Genomic DNA, 16,914 nt, shown 5'->3' on the forward strand with positions numbered 1-16,914 from the left:
GCCACGTCACGCTGACTGATTTTCATTTTTCCACTCCCGTCCGGTTGCTGCCTGCTGCTGTTGCTGCTGCATACGGCTGTTGTTCAGCGCCTGGGCTTTTGGCGCGTCCATCACCAGCATTCCCTCTTTCAACACCACGACGCGCTCCACCAGTTCCAGCACCGGTACGCGATGCGTGGCGACAATCAGGGTGCGATGCCCGAGCCAGTCGCCCAGACGCTGGATGAATTCCCGCTCGGTGTGCTCGTCCAGCGACGCGGTGGGTTCATCCATCAGCACGATATTCGGATCGCGCAGCAGCATCCGCGCCAGCAGAATCGACTGGCGTTGCCCGCCGGATAACCCCACGCCGTTTTCCATGATCGGATAGTCCAGCCCCTTGGGCAGCTTCTGCACGAAGCCTGCCGCGCCGGTCAGCTCCAGCGCCTCGAAAATCTCTTCGTCGGTGGCGCGCGGCATGCCGAGGGTGATGTTTTCGCGCAGGGTGCCGTAAAACAGCCGCGCGTTCTGGGTCATAAAGCCGACGTTGCGCCGGACGTCGGCGACGTCGAGATGCGGCAGGCTGAAGTTATCAAGCCGCAGCTCGCCGGCCGCCAGATCCATTCCGCCCGCCATGGCCTGCAGCAGGGTCGATTTGCCCGCGCCGTTGCGCCCGAGGATCGCCACTTTCTCACCCGGTCTGATCTCCAGCCGGTTAATGCGCAGCGCCATGCGCGGATCGTCCGGCTGATAGCGGAACTGCGCCTGCTCGAAGAGGTAATGACCGCGCAGCACGTCCTGGCGGATCGGCGTCTCCTCGCGCTGATTTTCGGTGGGAAGCTGCATGATGCTGTCCAGCCCTTCTTTTGCCGCTTTGACCTGCTGCCAGCGCGCCAGCACGCCGCACAGCGTCGCCATCGGGGCGATCATGCGGGAGGCCAGCATCGACGCGGCGACCACCGAACCGGTGGTGAGGGTGCCGTCGATCACCATCGGGGCGCCGACCACAATCACCCCGGCGTAGACCAGGCTCTGAATGGTCATCCCCCAGCTAATCAGGTTCTGCGTCAGCTCGCGGGTGCGCAGGCCGGATTCCGCGGTGATCTGGATATAGCTGTTCCACTGCTGCAAAAAGCGGTTTTCCGCCTGCATCAGCTTGATGTCCTCCAGCCCCTGCACGCTCTCCACCAGCACCGCGTTGCGCAGGGTCGATTCATGGGCCGACTGCTTTGCCAGCTCCGCCAGCTTCTTCTGCAGCAGCAGGCCGGGCAGGACCATGATCACCGCCGCGACCGGGGCGATCCACGCCAGCTGCGGGGCGATGATCGCCAGCACCACCACGAACAGGAGAAAGAACGGCAGGTCGACAATGGTCGAAATGGTGGACGAGGTGACCATCTCACGGATCTGCTCCAGCTCGCGCAGCTGAGAGATAAAGCTGCCGGTGGAGCGGGGGATCGCGCTGTTGCGCAGCCGCAGCGCGTGGCCGAAGACGCGATCCGAAACGCGCATGTCCGAGCGCTTGCCGAGCAGATCCATAATGTGCCCGCGCGCCACGCGCAGCACAAAGCCAAACAGGGTGGCAATCAGCACCCCGATGGTCAGGACGTAAAGCGTTGGGTAGGACTGCGCGGGGATCACCCGGTCATAGACCTGCATGGAAAAGACGATCCCGGAGAGCGACAGCACGTTGATAAAGAGGGCGGCCAGCATGACCCAGCTGTAGGGGCGCAGGTCGCGCATCACCAGCCGGTAGAGCCAGTCCGGGCGGTATTTTGAGATATAGGCATCCACGCGGCTGTCCTTCAGCGCGGCGAGTGGACGCAGGGCAATGACGTGGCGGATAGCGGGCAGCATCGCCGTCATCGACAGCCGGTTGGTGTAGGTGTCATCGTCGAAGAAGCTGATCTCCAGCGTATCGTCCCCGTCGAAATGCTCGATCACGCCGATCCTGCCGTCATTCATCGCCACCACCACCGGCAGACGCCAGCTGTTGATCGCCTGCCGATCGTCGGTAAGGAGCTGAAACGACAGCCCCGCTTCGCGGGCCAGCTGGGTGAGGGCGGGCACCATCGGTTTGCCTTTCAGCCACGGCGCGCCTGCGATCAGCGCGCCGGGGGAGCAGGCCACGCGGTAGCGCGTGGCGACAAAACCGAAGGCCTGTGCCCACTGCGCCAGCGCCTCATCCGTCATCGTTTCGCCCTGCGGGATTTCGCGTTGCTTCATGGCTGGATCTCCACGGTCTGGATGGTGCGGTTATCAAGATCGAACGCGTGACGCAGCTGCCCGGTGTTATACAGGCAGTTGAGCTGCAGCTGGTGCAGCTGACCGAGGGTCTGCTGCTGGGTGAAGCGCGCCTGGTAGACCTCCTGCTCGGCGTTGAGCACGTCGAGGAGCGGGCGCGAGCCGAGATCGAGATACTGCTGCTGGTACAGTTCGCGGGTGCGGGCGCTGAGGGCTTCCTGGCGACCCTGGATTTGCAGCGTGCTTTGCAGGCTCATCACCTGGCTGCGGGCTTCCAGCAGTTTCTGGCGGACATCAAGGCGCGTGCGCTGAACGGTGGACTGCGCCGCCTCCACCGCGTGTCCGGCAGCGTTACGCCGGGCGGTGAGGCCGCCGCCCTGATAGAGCGGCATCTGCACTTTCACCCATGCGGAATACTGGGTGCGATCCCGGGTTTCGCTCCCCGCGTAGCGATCGTTCATGTAGTGACGCACCTCCGGCTCCAGCGAGACGGTTGGCGTCATCTGCGCGTCGGCGTAGTCGAGGTTAGCCTGGGCGACGTTAGCCTGCGCCCAGGCGGCAAGTACCGCGGGAACCAGACGGTCATCCGGCTCGGCGATGTCGCAGCTCCGGCCCAGCTTTTGCGGAAAGTCATTGCTGATGGCGTTCAGGCTGTTCCAGCCGAGAAAGCTCATCAGCGTGGCGCGGGCGCTGTCCAGGCTGGCCTGGTACTGCATCAGCTGGGCGCGCGCGCCTTCGATACGGGCATCGGTCTGCACCACGTCAGAGAGCGACGTGGCCCCTTCGTCGTTACGCTGGCGGGTCAGCGTGCCAATGGAGGAGAGGGCGTCGAGCTGCTCTTTAGCGGTCTCGACCATCTGCTGCCAGGTTTGCACCTGCACCATGGCGATGGCGGTATCGTGAGCGATGGTGTCGATACTCACCAGCACGTTGGCCTGCTGCTGGGCAACGCCCGCGCTCTCGGCCCGCACCTGGCTGTCCACTTTGCCAAAGTCGTAGAGCATCTGTGAGAGAGAAAGCACCAGCGACGGCGTAAAGCCGTTCTGGTCGCCGTCGTGGGAATAACCGTTGTCCACGCCGGCATTAATCTGCGGATAGTATTTTGATTTAGCGACGTCCACCTCTTCGCTCTGCTGGTAGAGTTTCCCCACGGCTTCGCTGATGGCCGGGTGCCAGGTGACGGCGCGGTTGACGGCATCGCCAAGCTGCAATGAACCGGGTGCGGCTTTGCCAGCCGCAGGTGCGACGCGGCCATTGAGCGAGGGGAGTTCCTGCGTTTCGCGAAGCTGTCCGGTATTGATGATTGCCGCCGGGTTCGCGCAAAGAGCGGGCACAGATATCAGGCAGCACGAGAGCCACCAGTGAGGCATCTTCATTCCCATGTCATGTCCCTATTAAAAAGAGTATGTCTTTATTATTTATGCCCGGGTGCTGTGCGCCCGGGTCATCTCTTGCAGGTGCTATCAGGTAATGATGTGCTGCTGGTTAACCAGCTCGTCGTAGGTGGTCTGAACGCCATCAAGCGTAACGAGCGTGGTATTAGTGTAGGTGCCTCCCGCACCGTCACGGTCGATGGAGATCACGGTATTGCCATTACTATTAGTGACATGGAGATAATTCCCCAGCGTCGCGGCGCTACCGTTCCAGCCCACCAGCAGATCGCCGATGTCGATTTTGTCCCCCTGCGCCAGCGAGAAGCCGGTCCAGTGATCGCCCGCGGTGCTGCTGACGTTACCCGCCGTGGCATTCCCCACCGTACTGTTCAGCACCTGGTAAATCAGCGTATCGCCGTAAGCCGTACCGGTGATGGCGTCGTTATGTTCCGAACTGATGAACTGCGGCGCCATATTGATGGTCAGCGTGGCGCTGTCCGTTCTCCCGGTAGAGTCGGTCAGGGTGTAGTTGAAGGTCTCCTTCGACGTCATGGATGAGAGCGATACCCCGCTGTTGAGGGTATAGGTGTAATGGCCGTCAGCGCCGATCGCCAGGACGCCGTAATGGCCGGTGATGTTCACCGTTGCGCTGCCGGTATACGGATCCAGCGTGGTGGTCACGCCGTTGTACCCGGTCACGCTCAGACGGGTATCCACCGAGTGGAGCTGATCCAGCACGCCGCCAGAATCGGTGCCGTCAAAGATATTGCCGTTGACGGTGTGGCTGCCGGTGACGTCGAAATCACTCAGCGAGTAGGTGGTGCCGTTCACGCTTGGTGTGATGGTGATGTTCCCCACGCTCAGCCCCGGTACGCTACCGGTAAAGTTCAGCGTATAGGTTCCGGCGTTCAGATCCAGCCCTGTGAGCGGGATGTCGATATTGCCGCCCAGCAGTGAGCCGCCGCTGAAGGAGCCGCTGCGGATCACGCCCGAGCCGTCGCTGATGGACCAGTTTACCGTCAGCCCGCCCAGCGCCAGCAGCGAGGCCACGTTAAAGTGGAGCGACACGTTGTGCAGCGCGGTGTTCGCGTCGACCACGAAGGTTCCGCTGCCGGAGCCCTGGGTTGACGAGAGCAGGGCCGTCGTCCAGCTGGCGGTGCCCACGGTCGTATCCGAGTATGCCGACGTGTGGTGCACCGAGGTGAGGTCCATCGTGGCGCTGACATCGTTCACCGCATCCATCGCCCGGGGGGTTGGGGTGATGTTGAGCGATGCCGTATCCTTCGAGCCGTCAGGCGCGGTAACGGTGTAGACGAAGGTATCCGGCGTGCTGATATGGTCCGCTCCCACGCCGCTTCTCAGGGTGTAGGTGTACTGTCCGGACGAATTGATGGTCAGCGTGCCGTATTCCCCCTGAATGGTGGTGGTTCCACTGCTGTTGACCGCCACGCCGTTCACTTCGGTGACCAACGTGCCTGGAGGAACTGGGTCATTCGCCAGCACGTCGCCCGTGGTGGTTTCGCTGATGCTCGCCACGCTGTAGACATGATCCTGCAGGACGCTCAGCGTGTAGCCCGTCAGGACGGCGATCCCCGATGCGGTATTGAGTAAGAACAGGTACTCCCCGGCCGGCAGATTCAGCGTAAGCTGGGATGACGAGCCCCCCAACAGCGGAGCGCGCAGCCAGCCCGACTCGACGCGAACCTGCTCGAAGGTCTGGGTGGCGTTGTTGAACTTATAGACGTACAGATCGAATACCGACGCCAGCGCCACGCCGCCCACGGAGGCCTGGATGGTCATGGTGCGGGTCGTGCCTTCCTCCACGTTGTAGATAATCGGGTTGGTCATGTCGTCCAGCAGGTTAAGCCCCAGCGTGCTGCCGAGATTAATGCCCACCAGGGTAAAACCGTTCTGAGACGAGGCGCCGTTATTAATCTCGCTCACGGTGGTGTCAAAGGTCAGCGAGGCCGTATCGTCCACCGCCACAATGCCGTTGATTACCGTACCGGCACCCAGAGACAGCACCAGCTGCGCCGACGCGCTGACGCCGTTATGGGTGATGGTGTAGGTGAAGTTCTCCGTCCGGCCAACGACCGCGGCGCTGGTGTCGGTCAGGTTGTAGGTGTAGCTGCCGTCGCGGTTGATGGTCAGCGTACCGTATTTGCCCTGGATCACCGTGCCGTCGGCGTTCACGCTGGTGGTGACGCCCTGGGCGTTAGTGACTGCGGAAACGGTGGTTCCGGCCGGCGCGTTGTCGCTGCCGGCTGTCGGGTCTGTATCAAGGATCACGTTGCCGTTGAGGCTGGTATCGCCCGTGACCGTACCCGGGCCGGTCTCTTTCACCGCCACGTCGAGGCTGGTGTAGGAGCCGGTCGCCAGCAGGTTGGTGTTGTAGCTGAGCACGCGATAGTTGCCGTCGGCCAGCCCGGTCAGGTTCAGCGATACGCCGGTTGCGCCGAGGGTCAGGAGATCGGCAAACTGCGGTTGGCCGGTATCCACCACGGTGGTCCAGGCGCCGTTGACGTAATGCTGAACCACCAGCTCAAGGGTGTTGAGCAGAGAGAGCACCGCACCCGTGGCGTTGGCGTTCACCACGATATCCGCGCTGCCGCCGCTGCCCACCGTGAAGTTGACCTGGGCCGTATCATTGCCCAGCAGCGTCAGGACGTTGCCGACGGCGCCAACCAGCAGGAAGCCGTAATCGCTGTACTGGCTGTTGGTCACGGTTGCCGTGGTGCTGAGGTTCAGCTCTTCGACGTTATTGCTGGCGGAGAGCGGCACCACCGGCGCAAGGGCGGAGCCCGGCAGCGAGGTGTTGCCCGCGGCGTCGGTGGCGGTGATCTGCAGCGTCTGGCCTTCGGTCTGTTTGTTAATGAAGGTGTAGGTGTAGGTGCCGTTGCTGCCCGCAATGGCGGTCACCGTCGAGCCGTCCGCAAGGCGGATCGCGACGGTGCTGCCTGCTTCCGCAGTCCCGGTCAGGACGCTACCGTCGGCGTTGAAGGTCCCGGTCGGCGCCGTTGGAGCGGTCGTATCGACGATAATCGTCGTCACGGCTGACGCCACGCTGGTGTTGCCCGCGGCATCGGTGGCCGTGGCGGTGAAGTTATGCGTGCCTTGCGCCAGCGTGGTGGTTTGCGGCAGGGTCCAGTTGCCGCTGCCGTCGGCGGTCACCGTGCCCACCAGCGTGATGCCATCGTAGATCCGCACCGTGGCATTTGCTTCGGCGGTTCCGCTCAGCGTTGGGCGCGTGTCGTTGGTCGGATTCGTACCGGTCACCGGGCCGGTGACGCTGCCGACGTCATCAATGACCGAACTGATGATCGGTGCGCCCGGCGCGAGGGTATCGACGTTAATCACATACCCGGCGGTCGGCGCGCTCGCGTTGCCCACCGCATCGGTGGCGGTAAAGGTTAAATTGTGCGGACCGTTGCCCAGCGCCGGGGATGGCGTAAAGCTCCACGCCCCGCCGGTCGCCGTCACGCTGCCGATTTGTACGCCGTTATCGAATATTTTCACCGTCGACCCGGCTTCCGCCGTACCGCTGAGGGTTGGCTGCGCGTCGTTGGTGAACCCGCCGTTCGCCACCGGCGTCGCCGCATTGCCCACGTCATCCAGAATGCTGGTCAGCACCGGCAGCGCAGGCGGCGTGGTGTCGACGGTGAGGCTAAAGCTGGTGGACGACACGCTGGTGTTGCCTGCCGCATCCGTCGCCTGCGCGGTGAAGCTGTGCGCGCCAGCGGTCAGCGTGGTGTTGAGCAAGATACTCCAGCTTCCGTTGCCATCCGCGGTGCCCGTTCCGACAAGGGTAGTTCCCTCATAGATCTTCACGGTGGCAAACGGTTCGCTGGTTCCGACAAGGCGCGGAACGGTGTCGTCGGTTGTTTGCCCGGACGTAAGCGGGCCGGTGATGGTGCCCACGTCGTCTATCGCCTGGCTGATAACCGGCGCGTTCGGTGCGGTGGTATCCACAATCAGGGTAAAGTCCGGCGAGTTCAGGCTGACGTTGCCCGCTGCATCGGTGACCGTGGCGGTCCAGGTATGGCTGCCGTTGGTCAGCGGCGTTGACGGCGTAAAGCTCCATGCGCCGGTACCGTCCGCCTGAACGGTGCCGACCGGCTGCCCGTTCTCATACACGGTGACCGTGGCGTTGGCGGTCGCGGTGCCGTTTAGCGTCGGCGTGGTGTCGTCGGTGCTCTGCCCGGAAGTGAGCGGAGTTTGAATGCTGCCCGCGTTGTCACCCGCGGTCGAAATGACCGGCGCCGACGGCACGCCCGTATCCACCGTCAGGTTAAACGGTGTCGTCGTGCTGCCGGTATTGCCAGCCACGTCGGTGGCATTGAAGGTGATGGCGTGTGGACCTTCGCCCAGATCGGTACCCGGGGTGAAGGTCCAGCTGCCCTGGGCATTCACCACCGCAGTGCCAATTTCGTTGCCATCAACGATCACGTGCACGGTAGAACCCACCTCGCCCGTACCGTTGAAGGTTGGGCGCGCGTCGTTGGTGCTGTTACCCGACGTGAGCGCCCCGGTGACCGGACCGACGTCGTCAATCACGCTGGTCACCACCGGTACGCCGGGAGCTGCGGTATCAATGGTAAAGGCGAAGACCGATGAGTTAGCCGAGGCGTTGCCTGCGGTATCCGTTGCATACGCGCGCAGGGAGTAGCTGCCGTCGCCCAGCGGCGCGGTCGGCGTAAAGGACCAGTTCCCGCTGCCGTCAACGATCGTCGTGCCAATCTGCGTGCCGTTATTCATGATGTGAATCGTGCTGCCCGCCTGCCCGGTGCCGCTGATGGTCGGGGTGCTGTCGTTGGTCACCTGGCCGCTGGTGAGGTTACCCTGGACGCCGCCAGGGACGTTGTCGCTCACATTATCCAGCGTCGGAACCGTCGGTGCCGTCAGGTCAACCACCACGCTCCAGGGAGCTGAGACCGCGCTGACGTTGCCCAGCGGATCGGTCGCCCGGACGGTGAAGCTGTGCGAGCCTTCGCCGAGCGCGGTGTCAGGAGTAAACGTCCACGCGCCGGTGCCGTCAGCCGTTACCACGGCAATCTGGGTACCGCCGTCGAAAATGGTCACCACGCTGTTTGCGTCCGCTGTCCCCGAAAGGGTTGGCGTGGCATCGTTCGTCTCGGTGCCGCTGACCACCGTGGTGGCGGCGTTACCGACGTTATCCGTGACGTTGGTGATGACCGGCGTGGCGGAAACGGAGTCCACCACGACGGTGAAGCCCGCCGAAGGACCGCTCTGATTACCCGCCGGATCGGTCTCGCGGATGGTCAGGATATGGTTGCCTTCAGTCAGGACGGGCGTGGTGTAGCTCCAGGTGCCGGTATTGCCGACCTCCGCGGTCCCCAGCAGCACGCCGTTGTTGTAAATGGAGATGGTATCGCCGACCGCGCCGGTGCCGGTGAGGGTCGGCTGGTTGTCGTTGGTGGTCTGGCCGCTGGTCAGAGGGCCGGTGCCCGGACCGACGTCGTCAATCACCGCGCCGATAGCCGGCGTGCCCGGTGCGGTGAGGTCGACGGTGACGCTGACCGCCGGAGAGCGGCCGCTGGTCTGGCCGTTGAGGGTCGCCGTCACCTCAAAGGTGTGCAGCCCTTCGCCAAGCGCGGCTGGCGTATAGCTCCAGTTGCCGCTGCCGTCGGCGGTCACCGTCGTCAATGGCGTCGCGCTACCGTCCTGATAGATGGTAATCAGGCTGCCCGCTTCGGCCGTACCGGTAAGCGTTGGCGTGGTGTCATTAGTGGTTTTGCCTTTCACATCGCCAGTAATGGGGTCTGCGTCATCGACGATCGCCGTGATGACGGGCACCTGCGGCAGGTCGAGCGGTGAATCGGTAACGATAAAGGATGCGCCAGGGCTGGCATTTCCTGCGGCATCGGTGGCGGTCACGGTCAGCGTGGTCGGATCCAGCTGCGCCGGGCTCAGCGCAATGGAGAAACTGCCGTCGCTGCCGACAACGCCGGTACCAATGACCGTGGAACCGTTTGTCACGGTAATGATGCTTCCCACGTCACCGGTACCGGTCAGCGGTGTTCCTTCATCAGCCAGCAGCATGTTGCCCGGATCTGCCGGGGCGACGGTATCTACCGTCACGCTCAGCGGCGCTGAACTGCCTGAGAGATTACCCGCGGGGTCGCGGGAAGAGACGGTGAAGGTATGCGGGCCATCCAACAGCGTCGTGTCGGCAGTCCAGCTCCAGGTGCCGCCCGGCTGGACCGTCACCAGCACCGTAGATGGCGTGCCGTCTACGGAAACGATAACCGTGGTACCGGGTTCACCGGTCCCGGTAAGGGTTGGCGTGCCGTCCTTCGTGTAGAGCACGTTATTAGACAGCTGGCTGTCAGCTACGGCGCTAATGACGGGGATCTCAGGCGCAACGGTATCGAGGGTAACGGTAAAGACCGAACTCGGCGCGCTGACGTTACCCGCTGCGTCCACGCCCGCCACGGTAATGTTGAGCGGACCGTCCGTTTGCGTTGGAAGCGTCAGGTTCCATTCCCCGTTAGCCACCACGACACGGCCCACTTCGACGCCGTTGTTGTAGACGATCACCGTCTCACCGTTGACGCCGGTTCCGCCCACTGTCGGTGTGGTATCCGTGATGTAGCCACCGTTCGGCTCACCGCCCACTGCACTAATCACCGGCGTATCCGGCGCCAGGGTATCCACGACGATGGTAATCGCTGGAGAAGGGTCAGAGACGTTGCCTGCTTCATCGGTGGCGGTGGCGGTATAGGCGTGGCTGCCCTCGGCAATGTCGCTGCCCGGGCGCCAGCTCCAGTTGCCGCTGCTGTCTACCGTGACGGTGCCCACGACGGTCGATATGCCGTTGACGGTGTCAGTGATGTTGATGACGTCGTTCGGCGTGCCGGCGCCGCTCAGGACCGGGCGCGGATCGTTGGTGGTTCCGCCATCGGGTACGGGGCCGGTGATCTGGGTGACGCTGTCGGTGACGGTCGGTGCCGCAGGCGTAGCCGGCGCTTCGGTATCAATGGTGATGGTTACCGGCTGCGACGGGGCGCTTTCGTTGCCCGTGCCGTCCACGTTGGTGACGGTCAGGGTGATGTCATAGGTACCGCCGGGCAGTGGGGTTGATGGCGTCCACGACCAGCTGCCGGTATTGTCCACGACAGCGTCGCCGATTTTGGCGCCGTTGTTGTAGATCGTCACGGTATCGCCCGCCGTGCCGGTACCGCTCAGGGTTGGCGTGGTGTCGCGGGTGGTTTCGCCCGGGTTTAGCGTTGTTGCTGTTCCGTCAGGATTGACGGTGATGGCCGGGACGTCCGGCGTGGCAGGCGCGACGGTATCTACCGTCAACACAAACGGGCTGGAGATGGTGGTATTGCCTGCGGCATCCGTGGCGTGAACCGTCAGCGTATGCGGGCCGTCGGTGAGCGGGGTAACGGGCGTAAAGCTCCAGCCACCGCTGCCGTCGAGGGTGGCGGTACCGAGCAGGGTGGCGCCGTCATAAACGGTGATCACCGCGTCAGCCGGGGCGGTGCCCTGCAGCAGCGGTGTGGTGTCATCCGTGGTATCGCCGCTGCTGAGCGTGCCCTGAACGCCGCCGACGTCATCGGTCACGGTGGCGATGGTGGCTGCCGCTGGCGGCGTGGTATCGACGGTCAGGGTGAAGCCACCTGACGGCTGGCTGGTGTTACCCGCCGCATCGGTGGCAACAACGGTAAAGGTATGAGGCCCGCTGCCAAGAGGCGTGGTGAGGGTATAGGTCCACGTGCCGTTGTCGTCGACCAGGACCGTGAAAAGATCGGTGCCATCCAGGCGGATGGTGACGCTTGAGCCAGGTTCAGCCGTGCCGTTAAGCGTCGGCGTGGTGTCGTTGGTGCTGTCGTTGGGGTTGAGCGCGCCGAGGCGCTCCGGCACATCATCCAGCACCTGGGTAATGACCGGGGCGGCAGGCGCGACGCTGTCAATCGTCAGAGTCCAGGTGTTGGAGACGCCGCTGGTGTTACCTGCCGCATCGGTCGCGACGGCGGTCAGGGCGTGCGGGCCCTCGGCGATAGGCGAGGAAGGCGTAAAGATCCATACGCCAAGACCATTGGCGACGGTCGTACCAATAGCAACACCGTCCACGCGCACGGTGACCGTCGCGTTTGCTTCGGCGGTACCGCTGAGCGTCGGGGTGGCGTCGTTAGTGGTCTCATTAATGTCGAGCGAGCCGGTGCGACCGGGAACATCGTCCACAACTTGTGAAATCACCGGGGCGCCAGGTGCCGTGCCGTCGACGTTAATTGTCCACGGGTCTGATAACCCGCTCGGGTTACCGGCGGGATCCGTCGCCTTCGCGGTCAGCACCCAGGTGCCATCGGTCAGCGGTGCGGGCGGCGTAAAGCTCCACAGGCCGGAGGAGGGAACAACCGTCGTACCGAGGACATCGCTGCCGTTATAAATCGTGATGGTCGAGCCCGCTTCGCCCGTCCCGTTCACGGTCGGGGCCCGGTCGTTGGTGAGGCCGTTCTGGCCCACGGGGCCGGTGGTGGCCTGCACGTCATCAATCACCGACACGATAATTGGCGTCTGCGGTGGGGTAATATCCGGTGACGCCGCGGAGGTTGCGGGCCCCGTGTTGCCCGCCGCGTCGGTGGCGTCAGCGGTCAGGATTTCGCCGTTGAGCTTCGGCGGGGTCAGCGTCAGGCTAAAGTTCCCTTCGCTGTCGGCAACAACAGTGCCAAGGGTGACATTGCCTTCACGGATGGTCACCGTGCTGCCAGCTTCCGCGATGCCGCTGATGGTGCCGCCATCATTCGACACCACGAGATTACCCGGGGCAGACGGCGGCGTGGTGTCCACGGTGAAGATGACGGGCTCTGAGGTCGCGCTCAGGTTTCCGGCGGCATCGGTTTCAGTGACGGTTATAGAGTGTGTCCCGTCCGGAAGCGGACCGTTCGGCGTGACGCTCCAGGTGCCGTTGGGCAACACCGTCGTTGTGCCAACCACCACGCCGTTATCGTAGATGGTGATGGTTCCGCCGGGCTCGCCGGTTCCCGCGAGGATGGGCAGTGAAGCATCGGTAGGCGCGACAGACGTGATGGTTCCCTTGATAAGGCCCGTATCGTCGGTCAGCACAATCGCGCTCGGCGCGTCCGGCGGAGTAAGATCCACCGTAAGGGTAAACACCGGCGAGGCTGGCCCGGTGTTGCCGGCGGCGTCGGTTGCCCGCACGGTAATCTGGTGAGTGCTTTCGCTCAGGTCAACCGACGGGGTAAAGGTCCAGGTGCCGTTGCTGGCGACGACCGCCGTACCAATGGCGGCCCCGCCGTCATAAATCGTCACGGTCGAGCCCGCTTCGCCGGTGCCGGTAAGCTGCGGGCGCTGATCGTTGGTGCTGCCGCCGTTGCTGACTGCTCCCGTCTGCGGGGCGACATCGTCCGTTACGCTGGTGATTGCTGGCGCATCGGGCGCGGTGGTGTCCGGCGCGTTGAGCGTTGTGCCCGGGCTGGTATTCCCGGCGTTATCCGTGGCGGTGGCGGTCACCTGCTCGCCGTTGGTCAACGGTGTGCCGAGAGAGACGGTAAAGCTGCCGTCGCTGCCCGTTTTTCCTGTGCCAATGACGTTGCCGTTCGCGTCTTTCAGCGTGATGGTACTGCCGGGTTCTGCGGTACCGGTGACGGTTTTGCCATCTGAAGAGAACTTAAGGCCGGAAGGCGCGTTCGGCGCTGTCGTATCCGCATTGGCCGAATTGTTACTGCCGCCACTATCACCGCCGCCGGTGCTTGCCGCCGCCGCGATGCCGCCCGCGGCGGCAATGCCGCCCAGTGCCCATGGCCAGATGGCTGCACCACCGGCGTCGCTCCCGGAGGCCGCAAGCAGCACGTCCGTGGACGCGATAGATTCGTACGTGGCGGCTCCGGTCGGATCTTCAATCCACCATAATGCGCCGTTGCTGTCCTGCAGTACCAGCTGGCTCACGCCCTGCGCGTCCGTAACGTAGAAGTTTTTAAGGGTGATCACCTCGCCGGAGTGCAGCGTAACCAGCAGATCGTTACCGTTTCGCGCGAAGTGGGAGACGCTCGCTCGCTCGACATTAAGCTCAACGATAGAGGAATGGCTCAGGGTAACCTGTGTGCCTTCCGTGGTCGTTTCCACGCCAGTAAGTTTCGATATAACAGAGATTTGGCTCATTTAGGCATTACTCCAGCAGATGTGTCATGAACGGCGAGCAAGACGAGCCATCTCTGCAGAAGGTAAAGGGCGCCCCCGGCGCAGTCGCTGTTATTACGCAGCACTGACCGTTGTTTTTAGCGCGCACGATGCCCGCCAGAATTCAGAGTGGCAACATCAGAGCGAATCTAATGACTTATAAAAGAGAACAGTTTTTATGGGTGTTTTGTATCGTGTAAAACCCTGTAATTAATAGGGGAATTATTTTTTAGAATATAAAAATGATATAGACAGAAAACGAAGGTTGTGCAAATTAAGCTTTCGTAAATAAGTGCCAAAACAATGAAGAGGGCATTAATGTATTGGTGTGGTTAATAATTTACTCGGTTCAACCTTTTGTTTTATATGATTTTAGTTTTAACCTGTGACGTTGATTCTGAATGTGATTTACGCAGTATGATAATTGGTAGGGGACATTTTTAATATACTGTAAAACGTTATTGTTTAAGTGCGCTTAATATGTGTTTAAGTTAGGGTAACGTTTTTGATATAATATATATTATATCACCCGCACAATAAAATATATTTTTATGCAGGCTTAAAACTCTGCTATCACGCGAAAATAATAGCGTTAAGTAAAGGGTAAAATAACCTGATTTATTTCCAATGGGGCTACGACGTCAGCATGATTTTGCGACAGCAAAAAATTCACGGGGAGAATGAATAAAAATCGTCAGTCGGGCGTTTACTGACGTCACTTCCTTCTTACCCTGGAGCTTTATATGAACACGACCTCGTTTCGTTTGATCCCGGTGCTGATTTTTTCCCTGCTGTCCCCCCTGGCGCTGGCAATGGGCAATAATAGTACCGAGAGCAAAACGCCCGATTGTCCTTCCGGACAGGTGTATGACAGCGCCACCCAGAAATGCGTGCCGGACAAAAGCAGCAGCCTCAGCGACCAGGACAAAACCAACTATGCGTACCATCTCGCGAAGAAAGGCGAGTACCAGGCGGCGCTGAACCTGCTTGATTCGCTGAAAAATGGCAATACGGCTGAAGCGTGGAACTATCGCGGGTTCGCCACGCGCAAGCTTGGCCGCACGGACGAAGGGATTGGTTACTACCAGCGCGCGCTGGCTATCGCACCGGATTATGCCAAAGCCCGGGAATACCTCGGTGAAGCGTGGATGGTAAAAGGACGTCCTGACCTCGCGAAAGAACAGCTGAAGGTGATTGCCGGTATTTGTGGCCAGTCCTGCGAGGAGTACCGTGACCTGCAGGCCGCCATCAACGGGCATCCGGAATCCTGATTTTCTCGTGGAGGGAAAACACATCGCTACCAGTGAGGTTCGTCAACAGTTAGCCGCACACCTGCCGCGCCTCTGGCGCTATGGGCTGGTGCTGTCGCGAAACAGGGATATCGCCGAAGAGCTGGTTCAGTCCACCTGCGTGCGTGCGCTTGAAAGGAGCAGCCAGTATACGCCGGGCACGCGCATCGACAGGTGGCTGTTCGCGATACTGCACTCCATCTGGATCTCTGAGCTTCGGGCACGACACGTGCGTCAGGGGCAGGGATTTGTGGCCAGCGATGAGCTTCTGGCGCCGGACACCCGCGAACAGGATGAGACGCGTCTGCATTATCTGAAGGTGATGCAGCGCGTCAACGCGCTGCCTGAAGCCCAGCGCAACGCAGTATTTTTGGTTTATGTCGAAGGCTTTACCTACCAGGAGGCGGCGGACACTCTGGCGGTACCTGTTGGTACCGTTATGAGCCGGCTGGCGACGGCGCGGGCTCGGCTTGCCAGATCCGCTGACGCACTGCCTCCGGCAAAGGAGAAACGCTATTGAACTCGCACCGTTTTGCACCGCCCTATAACGACGACGCTATCGTGGCATGGATAGATGGCGAGATGTGCCGCGTCGACGCGCAGCAATTTGAAGAACAGTTGAAAAGTGACGAACGCCTCTCCGGGCGAACTAACGAACTGATGAAAAGCAGCCAGGATTTCGCCGGGGCGTTTGCCCCCCTGCTGGATGAGGCACCTCTGGAGGCAATGCAGGCGCGTCTGGCGGCACTTCCCGATCCACAATCCTCCACGCCTGCTGGCGTCAGCAGGCGGGCGCTGATCGCCGCGTCGGCCAGCTTTTTGATGGTCGGATCCGGGCTGGGCTACCTGCTGCGGCCCGCTTCCGCGCCAGCGGATGAGAATGCCCATATGCGCGACCTCGAAGCGCAATATATGTCCCTGTACAGCGTTGAGACGCTGCTGGATATGGACAGCGCAACGCCGGTCCTGCAGCGCGGGCTGGAACGAGCCGCGCAGGACATCGGCATCAAGCTGCACATGTCGCAGCTTGTCCTGCAGGGGGCAGAGCTGAAAATGGTGCGAATGCTGCGCTATGAAACCATCTCGATCGCGCAGATTGCCTGGATCAACGCCGACTACGGCCCGATGGCGCTCTGTATCTCTCCTGTAGATGAGAAGACCATGGCCTCTCTTCGCCAGGAGCAGCGGCACGGTATGAACCTGGCGTGGTGGCAGGAGGCGGGCTACCAGTTTGTCCTGATTGGCCGCAACCCGCCGTCTCACCTGCGGGGAAACGCGGAGCAGCTACAGCGCCTCATCTCAGGATGACGGCACGTCGTTCGTCTGAATCGCAATGGCGATGGCAATACGATCGTCCACGACCAGCGCAAACTTATCCATCCCGTAGGCCGCGCGCGAGATCGCCGTCGTGGCATCCAGCGTGAGGGCCTGCGCGTGCGGGTCTTTCACGATGGCCTCCAGGATCACCGGGCGGGCAATGTTTCGTACGGTCAGCGTGCCGAACACCCTGAACCGCCCGTCGCCCTGGGCAACCACGCGAGAGCTGATGAACTCGATCGTCGGGTAGCGCTCGGATTCAAAAAACATATCGCTTTTCAGCTGCCAGGTGAGCAGCTTGTTTGAGGCTACGAGAGTCGCTACGGGAATAGTGACGTGAATATGGTCGTCGACGTCGTTTTCCGGGTTGAGCGTCACGGCGCCCGTCACGCCGCTGAACGTCGCCCAGGAGAGGATGCCGCCGAAGGCATGCCACGACAGCCGAATGGCGGTGTTATTGGCGTCAATTATGTAGCTCTTCGGGGCAGCCGTCGCCCACGGACAAATCAAAACAAGCACTATCACCAGGCGTCGCAGCATCTCAGGAT

Annotated in this window: 7 protein-coding genes; 3 read left to right on the plus strand and 4 right to left on the minus strand. The window is 61.8% G+C overall.

The window, feature by feature from the left end; translation table 11 throughout:
- Nucleotides 1-6: 6 nt before the first annotated feature.
- From M2422_RS19525 to M2422_RS19535, 3 genes are all read right to left on the minus strand, one after another.
- Nucleotides 7-2,205 (minus strand): type I secretion system permease/ATPase, encoded by a 2,199-nt coding sequence (locus M2422_RS19525; protein WP_064673554.1) that lies wholly within the window; start codon nt 2,203-2,205, stop codon nt 7-9.
- Nucleotides 2,202-3,605 (minus strand): TolC family outer membrane protein, encoded by a 1,404-nt coding sequence (locus M2422_RS19530; protein WP_039263438.1) that lies wholly within the window; start codon nt 3,603-3,605, stop codon nt 2,202-2,204. Before M2422_RS19530 ends, M2422_RS19525 begins: the two co-directional genes overlap by 4 nt.
- Before the next feature lie 81 nt (nt 3,606-3,686).
- Entirely contained in the window at nt 3,687-13,742 is a 10,056-nt protein-coding gene (locus M2422_RS19535; RefSeq protein WP_064673555.1) for a BapA/Bap/LapF family large adhesin, read from the minus strand.
- A 761-nt stretch (nt 13,743-14,503) separates the two neighbouring features.
- Between M2422_RS19535 and M2422_RS19540 the strand changes: the two genes are divergently transcribed.
- The 3 genes from M2422_RS19540 to M2422_RS19550 are packed head-to-tail and all read left to right on the plus strand — an operon-like array spanning nt 14,504 to nt 16,357.
- Complete coding sequence (locus tag M2422_RS19540; protein WP_023294382.1) at nt 14,504-15,031, plus strand: tetratricopeptide repeat protein; 528 nt, start codon at nt 14,504-14,506, stop codon at nt 15,029-15,031.
- 7 nt (nt 15,032-15,038) lie between these two features.
- The gene (locus M2422_RS19545; RefSeq protein ID WP_080973605.1) at nt 15,039-15,569 is read left to right on the plus strand and encodes a sigma-70 family RNA polymerase sigma factor; all 531 of its coding nucleotides are present in this window, start codon (nt 15,039-15,041) and stop codon (nt 15,567-15,569) included.
- Nucleotides 15,566-16,357, plus strand: coding sequence for an anti-sigma factor (locus M2422_RS19550; RefSeq protein WP_064673556.1), 792 nt, complete (start codon nt 15,566-15,568; stop codon nt 16,355-16,357). Before M2422_RS19545 ends, M2422_RS19550 begins: the two co-directional genes overlap by 4 nt.
- On the opposite strand, the gene M2422_RS19555 is transcribed toward M2422_RS19550, so the two are convergent.
- Entirely contained in the window at nt 16,349-16,906 is a 558-nt protein-coding gene (locus M2422_RS19555; RefSeq protein ID WP_045888783.1) for a YceI family protein, read from the minus strand. The two genes, M2422_RS19550 and M2422_RS19555, sit on opposite strands and share 9 nt — an antisense overlap.
- Nucleotides 16,907-16,914: the final 8 nt, after the last annotated feature.

It is taken from the genome of Enterobacter sp. SLBN-59 (assembly GCF_024807915.1).
GTDB lineage: Bacteria > Pseudomonadota > Gammaproteobacteria > Enterobacterales > Enterobacteriaceae > Enterobacter > Enterobacter asburiae_B.